Here is a 14,894-nt window from a genome sequence, read left to right as displayed (position 1 = left end):
GGCTATATAGGGTGCGCTTCGGGCAAATCGCTGCGTACGTGCGTACCAATCTCTCGTACGCACGTACGCAGTAAAACGGCTAAAATCTCCTATATAGGGGTGTTCTTCTGGAAATCAATATGATATACTCAACTTAACCAACCATCAACTAATAGGAGGCGGTAATATTATGGGAAAAACTTTTGTGTGTAGCTTATATTCTTTATAAACAACACGCAGTTCTTCTGCATTTTGGGTAAGAGAGTCAATTTCCTCTTTTGCGATATCTTTGTATGATTCCGCATTTCTTCCCTTTGGCACGAAGACCACGATATCCTCTTTTTCATCATCTTCAGTAAGCATATCAGAAAACCCTTGTAGCATATCTCTGGCATTATGATTTACAAAAATATAATTATCCGTATCGCTTATCCGGCTGCCTATGCAGACCACCGGATTTATAGTGTTGTATTCATTTTCGTAAAGGTCATTCCAAAATTTGCTCTCTTTGGATTCCTCCTCATTTTCTTCAAAAGGAGGTTCAATCTGCATAACTCCAAAATAATAATCATTATAATGATTTTCTAAAAGAGTAGTGTTTGTAAGTAAATTACCTTGAATGCTACTGAGATTTGTAGTTATTGTAAAAATTGTCATAGCAGTAGCAAATACTTTAAGACCGTTCAGAAGATAAAACATACCTTTTTTATCTGAAGCATTGGCAAAGGCTTTTTTTACATCAAAGCGGACAAAAGCAGCATAAGGAATTACGGAAAGAACTGCTCCGGCACAATACACTGCCAAAATGAGATGATCTTCATACGCTCCCGATATAAATTGAGAAACAAGCAACTTTGCTAAGACGAATAATGCAGCATATGAAATCATATCAGCCACTACAGCTTTTAGAGCAATCACAGCAGCATTTTCGCCCAGAGAAGCTCGTACAACTACTTCCTTTTGTCTGCGTATCACCTCAATCATATTAAGTACAATCATCAATATGGCAACCAGGCCCCAAACAATGAACATCATATCAGTTTCGGTTGATTGCCAAAACTCTGGCTGCGATATAGAATATTCTTTTGCCAAATCTTGATATGTGGCAATAATGTCATCATCGTCACCGATATAGCTGACCATTATTTCCTGTCCATTGCCTGTGTTTTTTGCTTCTCTAAAATCTTCAAATTCTATTACGGTGATTCCGCCTATCAAAGCCGTATATGTTTTTTCCTCAATATCCATTGTGCTTTTAAGACTATCCCGAACAACGGTATCATCACCATAAATATAAAGTCTTGTCTGATAATTAGAAACTCTCTGATTAAAAGTCGAAAAAATATGAACACCATGCTTCTCAGCTGTATCTTCTGCATTGGCTAAAAATGAATCCATATCGTCATTAGTAGTTGTGTATCTGGACGATAAATAATAAGCACCATTAAAGTTCCAGAGCATATTTTGATATACTTCAGCTTGCATAACAAAAGCAAAAATAATCGTAATCAACAGCAATATATTTCTTATATGTTTCATTTGAAATTCTTAAACCTCCTTTGAATAGGTAACAGACACACGATTGCCCAAAATACTAATATGGATTTTTCATACAACCACATTCTCTTGTTAGATTCTAATTTTCCGTTTTCTTTATTCGCATAAATTGTACCATAAAACTCGTGAACAATTCTACCGCAACTTTGGACTACATGAGAAAAGTCCGAACAGTTTTCTGCCCGGACTTCCTCGCTCAATCATAAATCAATTCCGCTTTCACAATCTCCTCTGCCTGTGCCTTGCAAGCGTTCATCTGCCGCACCCATTCCATTTGGTTTTTGGCTTTTAGTTGCTCGGTCACGCCGTTTTGCTCTGCCAGTGACCGCACGATCAGCTCCATGCGGTTTCGTGCCGCTTCGTCAATCTCGGCGCAATGCTCAAAGAGCTTGTCGGATAGCACCAGCTCATTGAACAGTATCGGACGGTGCATTTCCAGATACGCCTTGCGAAGTCTGCCGTAGTGTCCGAGGGGCTTGGTCTTGCGGATAACGATGTTCGGGATAAGATAATCGCCGTTCTGTGTATAAGTGATATTCATGCTGTTTGTACTCCTTTCATCGGCTCTCTCTGCGGTAAACTGCTGACAGGGACGAACACTCCCTTTGCAATATCCTCCGCACGAATAGCGGCTTTCTTGGCTTCGATTTCTGCCTTTTTTCTCCCCTTGATTTTGTCCTCGTATCGCTTCTGCGCTCCGCTGGCTTTCCGCTTCAAGTAGTTCTGATGAAGCCTGTCCTTGCGTTCCTCACGCTTGCGGATTTCCTCTAATTCCTCCGGAGTAAGCTCCACTTCTCCAAACGCTGGGGGAACGAAACGCCCGACAAAATTGAAGTAAATCTCGACCTCCTGTGTGGTCTGTATACTGCCTTTGCGGTCACGCTCATGCACAAGGATTTTCTCGATAAACTCGTTGAGCATAGCAATGGTCAGCTTGTCGAAGTTCTCGTACTTGTCAATCAGAGCGATAAAACGGTCAGCGTCCTTTTCGTGCTTCTCATAGCTCTTGACAGCCTTTTCCAGAACAGAGATTTCGGCGGTAAGCTCGGTCTGCTCCTTTTCATATTGAGCGTCCAGAGTGGCGTATCTGCTGTCGGACAGCTTTCCTAAAATGTTGTCCTCGTAGATTTTGCAGAGCAGGACTTCCAGCTCGGAAACTCTCTGCTTTGCTGTGGCAAGGCGTGTCCGCTGTTTCCTGACCTCTGTGGTCTGCTGGCTGGACTGCGCTTCCTGCACCACACGGACAAACTCGGCTCTGTCATGCTTCGCATACTCGGCAATGGATTTCAGCATTTCAGAGACAAGGGACAGTACCACATCTTCATTGATACGGTGCTGGGTCTTGCAGAGCGTTCCGCAAGGAACTTTGGTGTACTGTGAGCAGGTGTATTGAGAAATGCGCTTGCCGTTGTTGGTGCGGTGGACATACATCTTGCCGCCGCAATCGGCGCAATAGAGTAAGCCCGTGAGGGGAGCTGCTTCGCCCCAGCCGTCCGGGTAGCGTCTGACATTCCCACGGATTTTCTGCACAAGGTCAAAGGTCTGCTGGTCAATAATGGCTTCGTGCGTATTCTCAAAAATCGTCCATTCGTCCTCCGGGACATAATGGCTTTTCTTGTCCTTGAAGTGCTTTCGGGTCTTGAAATTGATGGTGTGTCCCAGATATTCACGCTTTTCAAGAATGTTGCAGATGGTGGAAGAACCCCAGCCGTACACATCTTTGAAAGTCTTGTTTTTGTTCACGCCCTCGCCGTGCTGGGCAAGGTAAGCGGACGGAATAAGCACCTTTTCCGATTTCAGTTTGCTGGCGATCTGATACGGACCGTAGCCTTCAATCGTCATGGCAAAGATACGCTTGACCACCTCTGCGGCTTCGGGGTCAACCAACCATTGGTCTCTTGCTTCGTTCCAGAGATAGCCGTAAATGACCGTGCCTGTGAGGTGCTTGCCGGACTTGCCTTTGGACTGGAAAGTGGAACGGATTTTTCGGCTGGTGTCTCTGGCGTAATACTCGTTCATAATGTTGCGGAAAGGGGTAAAATCATCGTCACCTCTGGCACTATCCACGCCGTCATTGATGGCGATAAGTCGCACGCCACGCTGACGCAGGATTTCCATAATCTGACCGACTTTCAGATAGTCACGACCCATGCGGCTCATGTCCTTGATACACAGGTACTCCACATTCCCGGCTTCCACTTCTTTCATCATTGCCAAAAATCCGGGACGATCAAAGCAAGTGCCGCTAATACCATCATCCGTGAAATGGACAATGTTCGTAAAGCCCTGCCGTGCGGCGAACTCCTCCAACATAGCCTTTTGATTGGAAATGGAATTGCTCTCACGCTGTTGGTCATCGTCTTTGCCGAAGTCATCACGGCTCAATCGTTCGTACAGAGCTGTGATTTTCTCGTTTTTTCTCATAACTTGCGCTCCTTTCTTCGGTTTTAGGTTGTGTGTTCTAAGAGACTTCCCAACTGCTTGATTAAGAAGTCTTTTAGAGCATACAACACCGTCAGCCAGAAAGAGAATGCAAAGCCGTATATGTACTATATCATGGCTGTTGTTGCATTCGTAGCAACGGGCATCATGATCTATTTGGGGATGAAGTGAATTGCCCCAACAAGAACTTTGGTGGCGGAACGGTTATTTTTTTGAATGTCATTTTGAATTTTTTCTAAATAAAGGCAAGGAATGCTATGTTACAAATCAAGAACTTATCCAAAAGCTACGGTGCGAAAAAGGCTGTAAGCAACCTTAGTTTTGTCGTGGAAGATGGCGACATAATGGGCTTCATCGGAAAGAATGGAGCTGGCAAAACCACAACATTGAAAGCCTGTTTAGGTATCATCGGCATCGACGAGGGAGAAATCCTTTTGGATGGAACTTCTGTCCTCAAAGAACCGATGGCTTGTAAGCGGAAGATGGCGTATGTGCCAGATAATCCCCAGCTTGACGAGTATATGACTGGATTGCAGTATCTCAACTTTATCTGTGATATTTACGAAGTACCGTCCAAGATGCGGAAACAAAACTTCGAGAAATTGGCCTCAGCTTTTCAGATGGGGCCGCATTTGAATAACTTGATTTCCTCTTACTCCCACGGCATGAAACAGAAACTTGCGCTGATTGCCGCCTTTTCGCACACGCCTAAACTGCTGATATTGGATGAACCTTTCGTTGGATTAGACCCGGAAGCATTTGTGATCCTGAAAGAGCAGATGAAAGAACTCTGTGCAAGTGGAAATTCCGTTCTGTTTTCAAGCCATATTCTTGATGTGGTAGAAAAGGTGTGCAATAAAGTGTCCGTTATTAAGCATGGACAATTACTGTATTCCGGCAGGACGACAGAAATCGTTGGGACAAAGGGTTTGGAAGAAGTATTTATGGAGATGAATGGCGATGAAATTTCTGTTACCCCTACTAAGGAATAATCTTTTGCAGCTATCTCATGCCAATCAGCTTCGATATGCAGATACAAAGAACCGCACAAAAACGATCACTTTGTATATGCTTATAGCCATGATCCTAATGGGATTGCTTGCATACCTGATTTACTCCTTGAAAATCATTTATTCTATTGCGTGGTCGTTGGAGGAAGTAGTGACAGAACTTGTTGTTCCTATGGTTCTGATCTGCGTGATCCTTAATATTGCGATTAGTATTTTTTGGGGAAGTGGTCTGCTCCTTAGTGATACTAATATTGACAGTGTGCTTGCACTTCCAATTCCGCTGCGTACATTGATACTCTCCAAATTGACTGTCCTGTTTATGGTAGAAGTCGCTCTTACTGTGGCGCTGCTGCTTCCTATGATGGTGCTGTTTGGCCTAACCGCAGGTATGGGATTTCCGTTTTATCTAATTGTGCTTGGAATAACAATTCTCTTTCCTGTCATTCCCGGCCTTTTGGGAACAATGTTCGGAACACAGATTTACCGCATCTTGAAAAATTCCTCTGCTCGTATTGCCCGACTAAAGGCAGCGGCGGCTATCCTGATTTTGTTTGCGTTTATGATCTTCATGTTCTGCAAATTCCCAGATATAGCTGCTGGAAATTTTGGGGATGTTATTTCTACCTCGACTTTTACACTTTATGCAGGCCAGTATATTCACCGATTGCTTAACGGGGACTATCTGTTGATAGGCATATACTTCGGTGGGGTATTCCTGATAGGCGTTACTCTGCTCTATGGTCTAATCAAAATATTTCGTAACTGGTATAGCAATGACGCGATACAAGGCTCAAAAAGTCAGCCCGTCGATTGGAACAAACAAACCACGAAACAGCACAGCCCGGTATCTGCTCTTTTAGAAAGAGAGCGCACACGTTATTTTTCGCTTCCAGTATATCTAACCAATACTGCCTGCGGATTGCTTTTTGCTGCGGTCTTTGTTCTGCTGGTTGTTTTAATGTCGGATAAGATCACGCCATACATTTATCAGTTGGCCGAATATTTTCAGGTGCCTTTTGCTGATTATGATGTGCTGTTCATATATGCTTTTTCTATCTTGACAACAATATCCTGCACAACCTATGTCAGCATTTCCATCGAGGGAAAACAGATTGAAATACTGAAATCCTTACCCATTGCGGCAAAGTGCCTCTTTCGAGTAAAGCTGCTACACCATCTCTCAATGTCTGTACCGACCATTTTTGTTTTGAATACCATTATGGCATTGTATTTGCAATGGTCTTTCCCTAAAGCTATGCTGGGGTATGCTTTTCCTTTGCTATGTTCGGTGCTGATCGGAATGATAGGCTACATCTTAAATCTCATTTTCCCAAATTTTGAATGGGAGAATGTCACCCATATTATCAAGCAAAGTCTACCAGCAATTTTGACGGCCTTGATCGGAGTTGTAGTTACCTGTGGAACGGCATATCTGCTGTTGAGATTTTTCCCAAGCGCCTTGTTTATGGGGAGTTGGCTTGCCTGTGCAATTATTCTATTGCTGCTTTTAACAATGGTGGCGTGGGTGGACAAAAAAGGTCAGCACTTATATCAAGAATTATAGAACGCTATTTATTCATTGCAAAAAGGTGCAAAGTAATGATACAGAAATGGATATTGTGTCCAGTCTGCGGCTCTAAAACAAGGGTACGAATACGAGAAGATACAGTTCTTGAAAACTTCCCATTGTACTGTCCCAAATGCAAGCATGAAACATTGATCTCCGCACGACAACTGAATATATCTGTTATCAAAGAGCCAGACGCACAGACGCAGAGCCAATAACACACAAGGTCTGATCCCCTTGTGGTTATCGGCTCCTTTTTTATCTCAATAAGCGACAACAGCCTGCCCCGCCCAACGGGGAAAGAAAAAAACCGTTGCCGGGCAGGTTACTTTCGTGCGCTCACTTTACAAATCCCAGCGGCGGTTTTGAGAAATCAAGGCCGCCGCTTTCCTTTGCCCGGCGCAGGATCGGCGGCCCACGGAGGGAGCCGCCATGCTGATATGTCCTGTTTTTCAAAAGCATAGCTTATTAAAAAAAGCCTGTACCCAACAGGGGTCAGCTCCGGCCAGCAGTATGAACTATACTATGTAAGAAAACATCATAACACTTTCATATTCGCCCGGTGGGTCTACGACCTGCCGGGCGAATTTTGTCGATTCCTGCGGTTTTTCGGTGCGGGCCGAAGCTGCCGCAGCAACATAGACACAGGGGGCGACGCAACCGGCCCCGGCTTCTCATTCTCCCGCAGATCGGGGGTGAGAAGATGAAGTACACTCCTGATGGTTATGGAGAACGCTGCCGGTTTGACGCTTTCTGCAAAACTGTTCTCCGCAACGAGGCCAGAACCCACCTGCGGGATTTGGGCCGCCAGCGGAACCGGGAAACCGAGTTCAGCGCCTTATCGCAGCAAGAAATGGACAAGCTCTGCACAGTGGACGGATACCCAAGCGACAGCTTCCTATTCACGGCCTATGGCTATACCTTGCATATCCGGGACGAACTGGTGGCCGCTGCCTTTGCCAGTCTGCCGGAACAGGAGCAAGGCATTTTGATCCTACATTGCGTGTTGGAACTGGCAGACGGCGAGATCGGCAGTCTTGTGGGAATGTCCCGCAGCGCCGTCCAGCGGCACCGCACCAAGGCCCTGAACGAATTGCGGAAACGATTGGAGGATGAAAGGAGGAAACCGAAATGAAGCAGCCGACTTTCTGTGGGCGGGAGCTGTTGCCCCTGTCTGTGATCGAGGCGGCCCGCGCCGGTGATCCTCTGGCCGTGGAGCGTGTCTTACGGTACTATGAGGGCTACATGGACAAGCTCTGTACCCGGACGCTCTACGATCTGGATGGTACGCCCCATGTGCGGGTGGACGAGTACATGAAGCGCCGATTGCAAAGCAGACTAATCCGGGCCATCCTGAACAGCCCATAAGAAAGCGCCGGACGCGGCGGCCTGCTGGCCCTGCGCCCGGCGTTTTCCTATGGGTTTATTCTACGCATTTCAAAGCCTGTTCCGGCAAGTGTTTGATAAATCATTTTGTCCCCCCACCGACCACCGCCAGAAAGCCTTGATTTTCGTGAGCTTTTTGTACCCTAAATGCGTAGACAGGAGGGGCTTTTCAGCTCTCGTGTTCAGCATATCGTTTGTGACACCTCTACACTCTATAATTCATATTCTGTTCCTTGTATTCTTCGAGTAAATGAAATATAATGGAATAGATTGTCGGAGGTGTGAACATGGATTACATGACGCTCAAAGAGGCAAGCGAAAAATGGGGCGTTTCGTCCCGACAGATAAATTATTACTGCACCGACGGACGCATCCCCGGTGCTGTCAAAATGGCTGGTGTTTGGCTGATCCCCAAAACTGCGGAGAAGCCGATTGATGGTCGGACAAAACAAGGGAGAGAACTACGCTATGAATAAAATTTTGATTATAGATGATGACAGAGAACTGTGTGCTTTGATTAAGCGCAGCGTACAATCGGAAAATATAGAAGCCGATTTTTGTACTGCCGGAAAAGAGGGCTTGCAGAAATTAAAAGAGCAGGAGTATCAGCTTGTGGTGCTGGATGTGATGATGCCCGGTATGGATGGCTTTGAAACGCTGGAAGAAATCCGTAAAGAGAATAGCTTGCCGATTTTGATGTTCACATCCAAAAATGACAGTATTTCTAAAGTGCGGGGCTTACGGGCTGGGGCGGACGATTATCTGACAAAACCGTTTGATATGGATGAACTAATTGCTCGTATTGTTTCCCTCATTCGCCGCTACACTCGTTTTAATCAGCAAGCCGGAACCACACAAAAACTGGATTTTGACGGATTGCAGATTGACCTTGAAAATCGTTCTGTTACGACGGCAAATGGCACTTTTGAACTTCCGCCAAAGGAATTTGATCTGCTCCTATACTGTGCAAAACATCAAGGGAAAATTTTGACCAAACAGCAGATTTATGAGGAAGTATGGGGCGAAGAATATTTCTATGATGATAGCAACATTATGGCGATCATCAGCCGACTTCGTAAAAAGTTGGAAGTCAATCCTTCCAGTCCAAAGTATATCCAGACGGTCAAAGGGATTGGCTACCGCTTTAATAAGGAGGTTTAGCCAGTATGGAGATCATCATTTTCTTTTCCATTTTAATTGCTGTTTTGGCTGTGCTGACTTCCATCATCCTCGTTCGGCGCATAAAAAAGCAAATAGCAGAAATGACCGATGCTCTGATGGATGTAAAAAATGGAAATGGTAATCGGCGCATCTTGTCTGCAACAAATGAACTGGTAGCCCCTCTTGCCTATCAAATCAATGAGATTGTTGTGGCCTATGAAAGCAGACTTTCGACTGTACGGCAGGCAGAAGAAACCAACCGCCAGCTTATGACGAGCCTTTCCCACGATGTTCGGACGCCCCTTACCACTCTGATCGGGTATCTGGATGCTGCACATAAGGGGATTGTCACAGGAAAAGACCGGGATGATTATATCGAAACCGCCCGCCGGAAAGCCCACGATCTGAAAGAATACATTGATGTGCTTTTTGACTGGTTCAAGTTAAATTCCAACGAGTTCGCTTTGGAAATCCAGAGCGTTGAGGTCGCGGAGCTGACAAGAAATATCCTGATTGACTGGATACCTATTTTTGAGGATAAACAGGTTGATTATGATATTGATATTCCTGAACAGCCAGTTCGGGTAAGATTGGATATGGACAGCTATATGAGGATCATCAATAACCTCATTCAAAATGTAATCGCTCACAGCCATGCGGACAAAATCAAAATCGCCCTATCAATGAAGGGAAATAACATGGAACTGCTGCTGGCGGATAATGGCGTGGGAATTGAGAAAGAAGATTTGAAGCACATATTTGAACGGCTTTATAAGTGTGATAAAGGCCGGTCTGAAAAAGGCAGCGGTCTTGGTCTTTCTATTGTCCATCAGCTTGTAGAAAAGATGGGTGGAAGCATAACGGTTGAAAGTTTTCCGGGAAAAGGAACTACATTTATGTTGCATTTTCCTTTGGAGATTTAAGCGGGTTCCCGTCTTTATGGCGGGAACCTTTGTCATTTTGCCGGGTTCAAATTGCATGGTTAATGCAAGGTTGCGGCAAGGTTAATGCAAGGTTGGAGTGATAGAATACTTTACAGAACAGGAGGTTTTGAATATGGATACAAATTATATCATTGAAACAAAAAATCTGACGAAGCAATACGGCTCACAAAAGAGTGTGGCTGACTTAAATATCCATGTGAAGCGCGGGAGAATTTATGGCCTGCTGGGTCGCAACGGAGCCGGAAAAACCACTACCATGAAAATGCTGTTGGGATTAACGAAGCCGACTTCCGGGGAGGTCAAAATCTGGGGGAAATCTTTGCAGGGGAACGAAAAGAAGTTGTTGCCCCGTATCGGCAGCCTAATTGAGTCCCCCGGTTTTTATCCCAATCTGACCGGCACAGAGAACCTGCGTATCTTTGCTACCCTGCGGGGCGTGCCAAACAATCATGCCATCAAAGACGCTCTGGATTTGGTGGGACTGCCCTACAAAGATAAAAAGCTCTTTTCACAGTATTCTCTTGGTATGAAGCAGCGGCTTGCCATCGCCCTTGCTGTTATGCACGATCCGGAACTTTTGATTTTGGATGAGCCGATCAACGGTCTTGATCCTATCGGTATTGCAGAAGTACGCTCCTTCATTCGGGAACTTTGCGACGCAAGAGGAAAAACCATTTTGATTTCCAGTCACATTCTTTCGGAGATTTCCTTGCTGGCTGACGATATTGGAATTATCGACCACGGCGCATTGCTGGAAGAAGAAAGCCTTGCTGAGTTGGAGCAAAAAAGCAGTAAGCATATCCGGTTTACGCTCTCTGATACTGCACAGGCAGCAAGAATTTTGGAACGTACTTTCCATGAAAACCATTTTTCCATACAGGACGACCACAATCTGCGCCTGCACAACCTTGATCTGCCTGTGGGGAAAATTGTAACTGCCTTTGTAGAAAACGGATTGGAGGTATCGGAGGCGCATACCTGTGAAGAAAGTCTTGAAGATTACTTCAAGCGTGTGACAGGGGGCGAAGGAATTGCTTAAACTAATCAAATGCGAATTTTTGAAATTGAAACGGAAGAAATTTATTCCGCTGATTATTTTGGCTGCGTTCCTGTTTCCAATCCCGCTGACTTATCTGATGACAACGCCCTCTATGATGGAGCGATATACGGATCGGGCAGATGCTTTCGATGGACTATTTAACATGGTGTTGGGATATGGTATCCAGTTTTTACTGCCCTGCATTATCGGAGTGATTGCCGCTATTCTGTTTTTTATGGAACGCGACAACGATACATTCAAAAATCTGCGTACAATTCCCGTAACCAGCACGCAAATGGTACTTGCAAAGATTATTGTCCTGTTTCTCTTTGGAATTGTTTTTTGTGTTGCTTCTACCGTTGTAACAATTATCTGCGGATTCGGAACATTGGAAGTTTATGGAATAGGCTATAAGTTGTTTTTAGCGGTTGAAACAGGAATTTTCATTACGGCGGGAACACTCCCGTTGATTGTTCTTGTTGTCTTTTTTAGTAAGACCTATGTTTTTTCCATTTTGCTGTGCGTCTTTTATAGCGTTCTGAACATGAGTGCTACGGCATTGTTTGACACACTGCCTAAAACCATATTATGGCTTCTGCCCACGCCATTGACTACATTTTGGAGTGCGGGAGATATGGCGGCCCATGGTATAAAAATGGACTTGGAGCAAATGACTGGGCTAATTCCTTCAACATTTCAAGTTGTACTCATTCTTGGGGTCATGGCAATCGTTTCGTTCTTACTGATTGACAGACTATATAAGCAAAGGGGGGAATAAACATGGTTCGCATTGTAAAAACAGAATTTTATAAATTGAAAAGGTATCATATCCTTTGGGCGGGCGTTGCGCTCATGCTCCTATCCGTCCTGCTGACCTTGTTTACCTCTATGGCGAATGATGGTTCTGTTTGGGATTTCGCCTATCTTACAGAACAGGTCATCAAAAATAATATGTCCATGATTTTTCCAATGTGTATCAGCCTGATTGCCGGATATATGATTTCTCGTGAGCAGACGGATGACACATTGAAAAATATTCTGACTGTGCCAATCTCTTTTAAGAAACTGCTGATCGGAAAACTGATTGTGTGCGGCGTATTGTCTGTTATTTTTGGGCTGATATGCAGTCTGTTTACAATCATAGCGGAAATAATTGTAGGATTTCCCGGCTTTGAGATTTCCTTGGCACTAAAAGCAACCTTGCAGATTACCGCAGTTAATTTCTTTTTATATCTTGCGGTTCTGCCAATTATCGCTCTTACTTGTCGGAGAGCAGGCAGCTTTTTAGTCGGTGTAATCATTGCTTTTGTTTACGGATACGGAGGGATGTTTGCCGCAGGAAATATGACATTAGCAAACTTCTATCCAATTACCGCAAGTCTTGGAATGGTAGGCTACCGCAGCTATGATGCCGCAGTCAACTGGAATATCGGAACCTGTTCTTGCAGTCTTGTGCTTGCCGTCGTTATTTCTGCCATCTTGATTTTGTGCATGAACGAGCGAGAAGCAACCCAAACAAAGAAAAAGACTAAAAAGGCAGCACCAAAGAAAGGTTGGTGATAATTTTATGAAGAAAATAGTTTTAGCATTAGCACTTATTCTTGTGGGAAGTTTTATGCTGTCTGGCTGTTCAAAAGATGAAATTCTCGATCATTATAATAACATCATTCAGTCGGCTGGGGCCATAGAGCTTACAGGAAAGTTATCTTTGGAGGGAACAAAAGAAAAAGGGATTGATGATTACACGGGAACTTATACGGCTGATTATGAGAATTTTTCAGATACAGAGTATTTGTTCGGAGGAACTTCCATAAAGAGAGAAGCCGGTAAGGAGCTGTCTATTGATTGCACTTTGGAGGTTACGGAAGGTACTGCAAAAGTATTTTGGACTTCTGGATCGGATGAAGCGGTCACTTTGATTGAAACAACCGGAACTTATAGTGACACAATTACACTTCCTGATGGTGGAAATTATATCGGCATTGCGTGTGAGGACTTTACTGGAAACATCGAACTGAATATTGAATAACAATCTGCCGGACGACGGCAAAAAGAAAAAAAGCCGTCGTACAGCAGCCCTTTTGACACGCCTATAAAACCAGCGGCGGCTTTGAGAAATCAAGGCCGCCGCTTTTCTTTGCCCGGCACAGGATCGGCGGCCCACGGAGGAAGCCGCCATGCTGATATGTCCTGTTTTTCAAAAGCATAACTTCTTAAAAAAAGCCTGTACCCAACAGGGGGCAGCTCCGGCCAGCAGTATGAACTATACTATGTAAGGAAACTTCATATCAATTTAATTTTCGCCCGGTGGGTCTACGACCTGCCGGGCGAATTTTGTCGTTTCCTGCGGTTTCATATTTGCTCTGGAAGTTTTTCCAAAAAAAGTCCAAAAAGGAGGCGTTCAGCGGGCAGCAAAGGGTATCGCAGGATTAGTAGTAGCGGAAAGGGAGAGAACCACCCAATCCCCCAACAGAAAGGGGGTGAAAATGATGGAAGCTATCCCCCGCGACTATGGACAAGGCCAGTTCGATGCCTTTTGCAAAAAAGTGTTGAAGAATGAGGCACGGGCTTATCTGCGGAATATGAAGCGTCAAAGAGATCGTGAAACGATGTTCAGCGACCTGCCGCAGCATGAGTTGGACAAGCTCTGCACCGTAGACCGCTATCCCAGCGACAGCTTTGTGTTTAGCTCTCATGGGTACGATTTACATATCGACAACGAGCTTGTGGCCGACGCTTTTGCCAACCTGCCGCAACAGGAACAAAGTATTTTGATCCTGTACTGCGTACTGGATATGGCAGATGGCGAGATCGCCAGCCTCACAGGGATGTCCCGCAGCGCCGTCCAGCGCCACAGGACAAAGACACTGAAAGAGTTGCGTGTAAAATTGATGGCGCTCATGCCGGAAGGAGGTTGACGCGGATGAAAGAACCTGCCTACAAAGGCAAAGAGCCTTTGCCCCTTTCAGTGTATGTGTCCGCCCGTGCAGGCGATCCCCAAGCCGTAGAACGGTTGCTTCGGTACTATGACAATTACATGAATTGTCTGTGTACCCGGACGCTCTATGACGAGGACGGCTATCCTCATTTGTGCGTGGACGAGTACATGAAACGGTGCTTAGAAATCAGGTTGATCCAAGCTATCGTTAAGGTTTAACGATAATCGCCCGGCTGGATGCAGCGGCTTACCCTTTCCCCGCCAGCAAAAGGTCTGTGGCGTCACAGTTCTTTGAAAAATATGCCCGTATATAGCGGCGCATCATAGGGCAAACGGACACATTCTGTCTGTGCCGAGCCGTGCGGCAGGTGCGCCATGAGGCTTTTCCATAGGAAAAAGCGGAGCGATCAAACTGGGCTGTAAAACAAGTGTGGCAACTTGTGGGCGACGACGTACAGGCAGGACAATGATACTCCCGCGTTGAACGCCCTCAAAGCATTGCGCGGCGCACCCATCAGCATGGGCCGGGGTGAGATTCCCGTGGAGCTGTGCCAGCAGCCGTCCGTACTGCCCATTTCGTTTTACACCAATGTAAGCGAAAGGGGGATTACTGTATGAGTACAGTAACAAGTCAGAACCAGACCGCCCCCGTTGTACGTCAGTACGAGATCGGAGGCGTTCGATATATTGTGAAAGCGACCGTCAAAGACGGCGCGAAAGAAACCGCAGTCAAGAAAATCCGTCGGCTGCTCCAAAACGATTTGAGCAAGGCAGCCACTTAAAAATTAAAGATTTTTTCATTTCCTACAAGCAGACGGATGGGACATGATATGGTATAATATACTTGTATCATGCCTCGTTTTCCGGCTGC

The 14,894-nt window shown here is 45.3% G+C and carries 18 protein-coding genes and 1 pseudogene; 16 read left to right on the top strand and 3 right to left on the bottom strand.

From position 1 onward, the window contains the following. Positions 1 to 195: 195 nt before the first annotated feature. From ACGHUK_RS08720 to ACGHUK_RS08710, 3 genes and pseudogenes are all read right to left on the bottom strand, one after another. A pseudogene (locus ACGHUK_RS08720) lies at positions 196 to 1,518 on the bottom strand (hypothetical protein); the annotation flags it as partial. A 214-nt stretch (positions 1,519 to 1,732) separates the two neighbouring features. Next, on the bottom strand, positions 1,733 to 2,077 hold the full coding sequence (locus ACGHUK_RS08715; protein WP_004845299.1) for a TnpV protein: 345 nt from the start codon (positions 2,075 to 2,077) through the stop codon (positions 1,733 to 1,735). Beyond that, complete coding sequence (locus ACGHUK_RS08710; protein WP_330371220.1) at positions 2,074 to 3,960, bottom strand: recombinase family protein; 1,887 nt, start codon at positions 3,958 to 3,960, stop codon at positions 2,074 to 2,076. The genes ACGHUK_RS08715 and ACGHUK_RS08710 overlap by 4 nt, the downstream gene beginning before the upstream one ends. A gap of 57 nt (positions 3,961 to 4,017) precedes the next feature. Here ACGHUK_RS08710 and ACGHUK_RS08705 point away from each other — a divergent pair, with 57 nt between their 5' ends. From ACGHUK_RS08705 to ACGHUK_RS08630, 16 genes are all read left to right on the top strand, one after another. Beyond that, complete coding sequence (locus tag ACGHUK_RS08705) at positions 4,018 to 4,149, top strand: hypothetical protein (RefSeq protein ID WP_390574045.1); 132 nt, start codon at positions 4,018 to 4,020, stop codon at positions 4,147 to 4,149. Between the two features lie 86 nt (positions 4,150 to 4,235). Further along, positions 4,236 to 4,970, top strand: coding sequence for an ABC transporter ATP-binding protein (locus ACGHUK_RS08700; protein WP_071431968.1), 735 nt, complete (start codon positions 4,236 to 4,238; stop codon positions 4,968 to 4,970). Further along, entirely contained in the window at positions 4,939 to 6,552 is a 1,614-nt protein-coding gene (locus tag ACGHUK_RS08695; RefSeq protein WP_015528514.1) for a hypothetical protein, read from the top strand. Before ACGHUK_RS08700 ends, ACGHUK_RS08695 begins: the two co-directional genes overlap by 32 nt. A 35-nt stretch (positions 6,553 to 6,587) precedes the next feature. After that, on the top strand, positions 6,588 to 6,773 hold the full coding sequence (locus ACGHUK_RS08690) for a cysteine-rich KTR domain-containing protein (RefSeq protein ID WP_076944477.1): 186 nt from the start codon (positions 6,588 to 6,590) through the stop codon (positions 6,771 to 6,773). A 485-nt stretch (positions 6,774 to 7,258) separates the two neighbouring features. Then, entirely contained in the window at positions 7,259 to 7,690 is a 432-nt protein-coding gene (locus ACGHUK_RS08685; protein WP_390574042.1) for an RNA polymerase sigma factor, read from the top strand. Further along, positions 7,687 to 7,923: a helix-turn-helix domain-containing protein gene (locus ACGHUK_RS08680; protein WP_071431962.1), complete on the top strand. Its 237-nt coding sequence runs from the start codon at positions 7,687 to 7,689 to the stop codon at positions 7,921 to 7,923. The genes ACGHUK_RS08685 and ACGHUK_RS08680 overlap by 4 nt, the downstream gene beginning before the upstream one ends. A gap of 305 nt (positions 7,924 to 8,228) precedes the next feature. Further along, positions 8,229 to 8,417 (top strand): helix-turn-helix domain-containing protein, encoded by a 189-nt coding sequence (locus tag ACGHUK_RS08675; RefSeq protein ID WP_071431960.1) that lies wholly within the window; start codon positions 8,229 to 8,231, stop codon positions 8,415 to 8,417. Beyond that, positions 8,410 to 9,102, top strand: a complete 693-nt coding sequence (locus tag ACGHUK_RS08670) for a response regulator transcription factor (RefSeq protein WP_195256522.1) — start codon at positions 8,410 to 8,412, stop codon at positions 9,100 to 9,102. Before ACGHUK_RS08675 ends, ACGHUK_RS08670 begins: the two co-directional genes overlap by 8 nt. A 5-nt stretch (positions 9,103 to 9,107) precedes the next feature. After that, entirely contained in the window at positions 9,108 to 10,025 is a 918-nt protein-coding gene (locus ACGHUK_RS08665) for a sensor histidine kinase KdpD (RefSeq protein WP_071431956.1), read from the top strand. A gap of 133 nt (positions 10,026 to 10,158) precedes the next feature. Next, positions 10,159 to 11,085: an ABC transporter ATP-binding protein gene (locus tag ACGHUK_RS08660; protein ID WP_071431954.1), complete on the top strand. Its 927-nt coding sequence runs from the start codon at positions 10,159 to 10,161 to the stop codon at positions 11,083 to 11,085. Further along, the gene (locus ACGHUK_RS08655; RefSeq protein ID WP_390574039.1) at positions 11,078 to 11,863 is read left to right on the top strand and encodes an ABC transporter permease; all 786 of its coding nucleotides are present in this window, start codon (positions 11,078 to 11,080) and stop codon (positions 11,861 to 11,863) included. The genes ACGHUK_RS08660 and ACGHUK_RS08655 overlap by 8 nt, the downstream gene beginning before the upstream one ends. A gap of 2 nt (positions 11,864 to 11,865) precedes the next feature. Beyond that, positions 11,866 to 12,645: an ABC transporter permease gene (locus tag ACGHUK_RS08650; RefSeq protein WP_071431950.1), complete on the top strand. Its 780-nt coding sequence runs from the start codon at positions 11,866 to 11,868 to the stop codon at positions 12,643 to 12,645. Between the two features lie 7 nt (positions 12,646 to 12,652). Continuing rightward, entirely contained in the window at positions 12,653 to 13,114 is a 462-nt protein-coding gene (locus ACGHUK_RS08645; RefSeq protein WP_071431948.1) for a hypothetical protein, read from the top strand. A gap of 460 nt (positions 13,115 to 13,574) precedes the next feature. Then, entirely contained in the window at positions 13,575 to 14,003 is a 429-nt protein-coding gene (locus tag ACGHUK_RS08640; RefSeq protein WP_165450577.1) for a sigma-70 family RNA polymerase sigma factor, read from the top strand. A gap of 5 nt (positions 14,004 to 14,008) precedes the next feature. Beyond that, positions 14,009 to 14,242, top strand: coding sequence for a helix-turn-helix domain-containing protein (locus ACGHUK_RS08635; RefSeq protein WP_069988586.1), 234 nt, complete (start codon positions 14,009 to 14,011; stop codon positions 14,240 to 14,242). Between the two features lie 395 nt (positions 14,243 to 14,637). Further along, entirely contained in the window at positions 14,638 to 14,805 is a 168-nt protein-coding gene (locus ACGHUK_RS08630; RefSeq protein ID WP_083256431.1) for a transposon-encoded TnpW family protein, read from the top strand. The last annotated feature ends 89 nt before the right edge of the window (positions 14,806 to 14,894 follow it).

It is taken from the genome of Faecalibacterium sp. i25-0019-C1 (assembly GCF_042854225.1).
GTDB classification, from domain to species: Bacteria; Bacillota; Clostridia; order Oscillospirales; family Ruminococcaceae; genus Faecalibacterium; species Faecalibacterium taiwanense.
Note: the sequence above shows the minus strand (reverse complement) of the source record. Positions and strands in the feature narration are given on the sequence as shown.

Bases quoted from the DNA above. Each gene is read 5' to 3' on its own strand.
- ACGHUK_RS08680 (WP_071431962.1), top strand. From the start codon at position 7,687: ATGAAGCAGCCGACTTTCTGTGGGCGGGAGCTGTTGCCCCTGTCTGTG.
- ACGHUK_RS08685 (WP_390574042.1), top strand. From the start codon at position 7,259: ATGAAGTACACTCCTGATGGTTATGGAGAACGCTGCCGGTTTGACGCT.
- ACGHUK_RS08635 (WP_069988586.1), top strand. From the start codon at position 14,009: ATGAAAGAACCTGCCTACAAAGGCAAAGAGCCTTTGCCCCTTTCAGTG.
- ACGHUK_RS08630 (WP_083256431.1), top strand. From the start codon at position 14,638: ATGAGTACAGTAACAAGTCAGAACCAGACCGCCCCCGTTGTACGTCAG.
- ACGHUK_RS08650 (WP_071431950.1), top strand. From the start codon at position 11,866: ATGGTTCGCATTGTAAAAACAGAATTTTATAAATTGAAAAGGTATCAT.
- ACGHUK_RS08675 (WP_071431960.1), top strand. From the start codon at position 8,229: ATGGATTACATGACGCTCAAAGAGGCAAGCGAAAAATGGGGCGTTTCG.
- ACGHUK_RS08695 (WP_015528514.1), top strand. From the start codon at position 4,939: ATGAAATTTCTGTTACCCCTACTAAGGAATAATCTTTTGCAGCTATCT.
- ACGHUK_RS08670 (WP_195256522.1), top strand. From the start codon at position 8,410: ATGAATAAAATTTTGATTATAGATGATGACAGAGAACTGTGTGCTTTG.
- ACGHUK_RS08665 (WP_071431956.1), top strand. From the start codon at position 9,108: ATGGAGATCATCATTTTCTTTTCCATTTTAATTGCTGTTTTGGCTGTG.
- ACGHUK_RS08690 (WP_076944477.1), top strand. From the start codon at position 6,588: ATGATACAGAAATGGATATTGTGTCCAGTCTGCGGCTCTAAAACAAGG.
- ACGHUK_RS08715 (WP_004845299.1), bottom strand. From the start codon at position 2,077: ATGAATATCACTTATACACAGAACGGCGATTATCTTATCCCGAACATC.
- ACGHUK_RS08700 (WP_071431968.1), top strand. From the start codon at position 4,236: ATGTTACAAATCAAGAACTTATCCAAAAGCTACGGTGCGAAAAAGGCT.
- ACGHUK_RS08645 (WP_071431948.1), top strand. From the start codon at position 12,653: ATGAAGAAAATAGTTTTAGCATTAGCACTTATTCTTGTGGGAAGTTTT.
- ACGHUK_RS08710 (WP_330371220.1), bottom strand. From the start codon at position 3,960: ATGAGAAAAAACGAGAAAATCACAGCTCTGTACGAACGATTGAGCCGT.
- ACGHUK_RS08660 (WP_071431954.1), top strand. From the start codon at position 10,159: ATGGATACAAATTATATCATTGAAACAAAAAATCTGACGAAGCAATAC.
- ACGHUK_RS08640 (WP_165450577.1), top strand. From the start codon at position 13,575: ATGGAAGCTATCCCCCGCGACTATGGACAAGGCCAGTTCGATGCCTTT.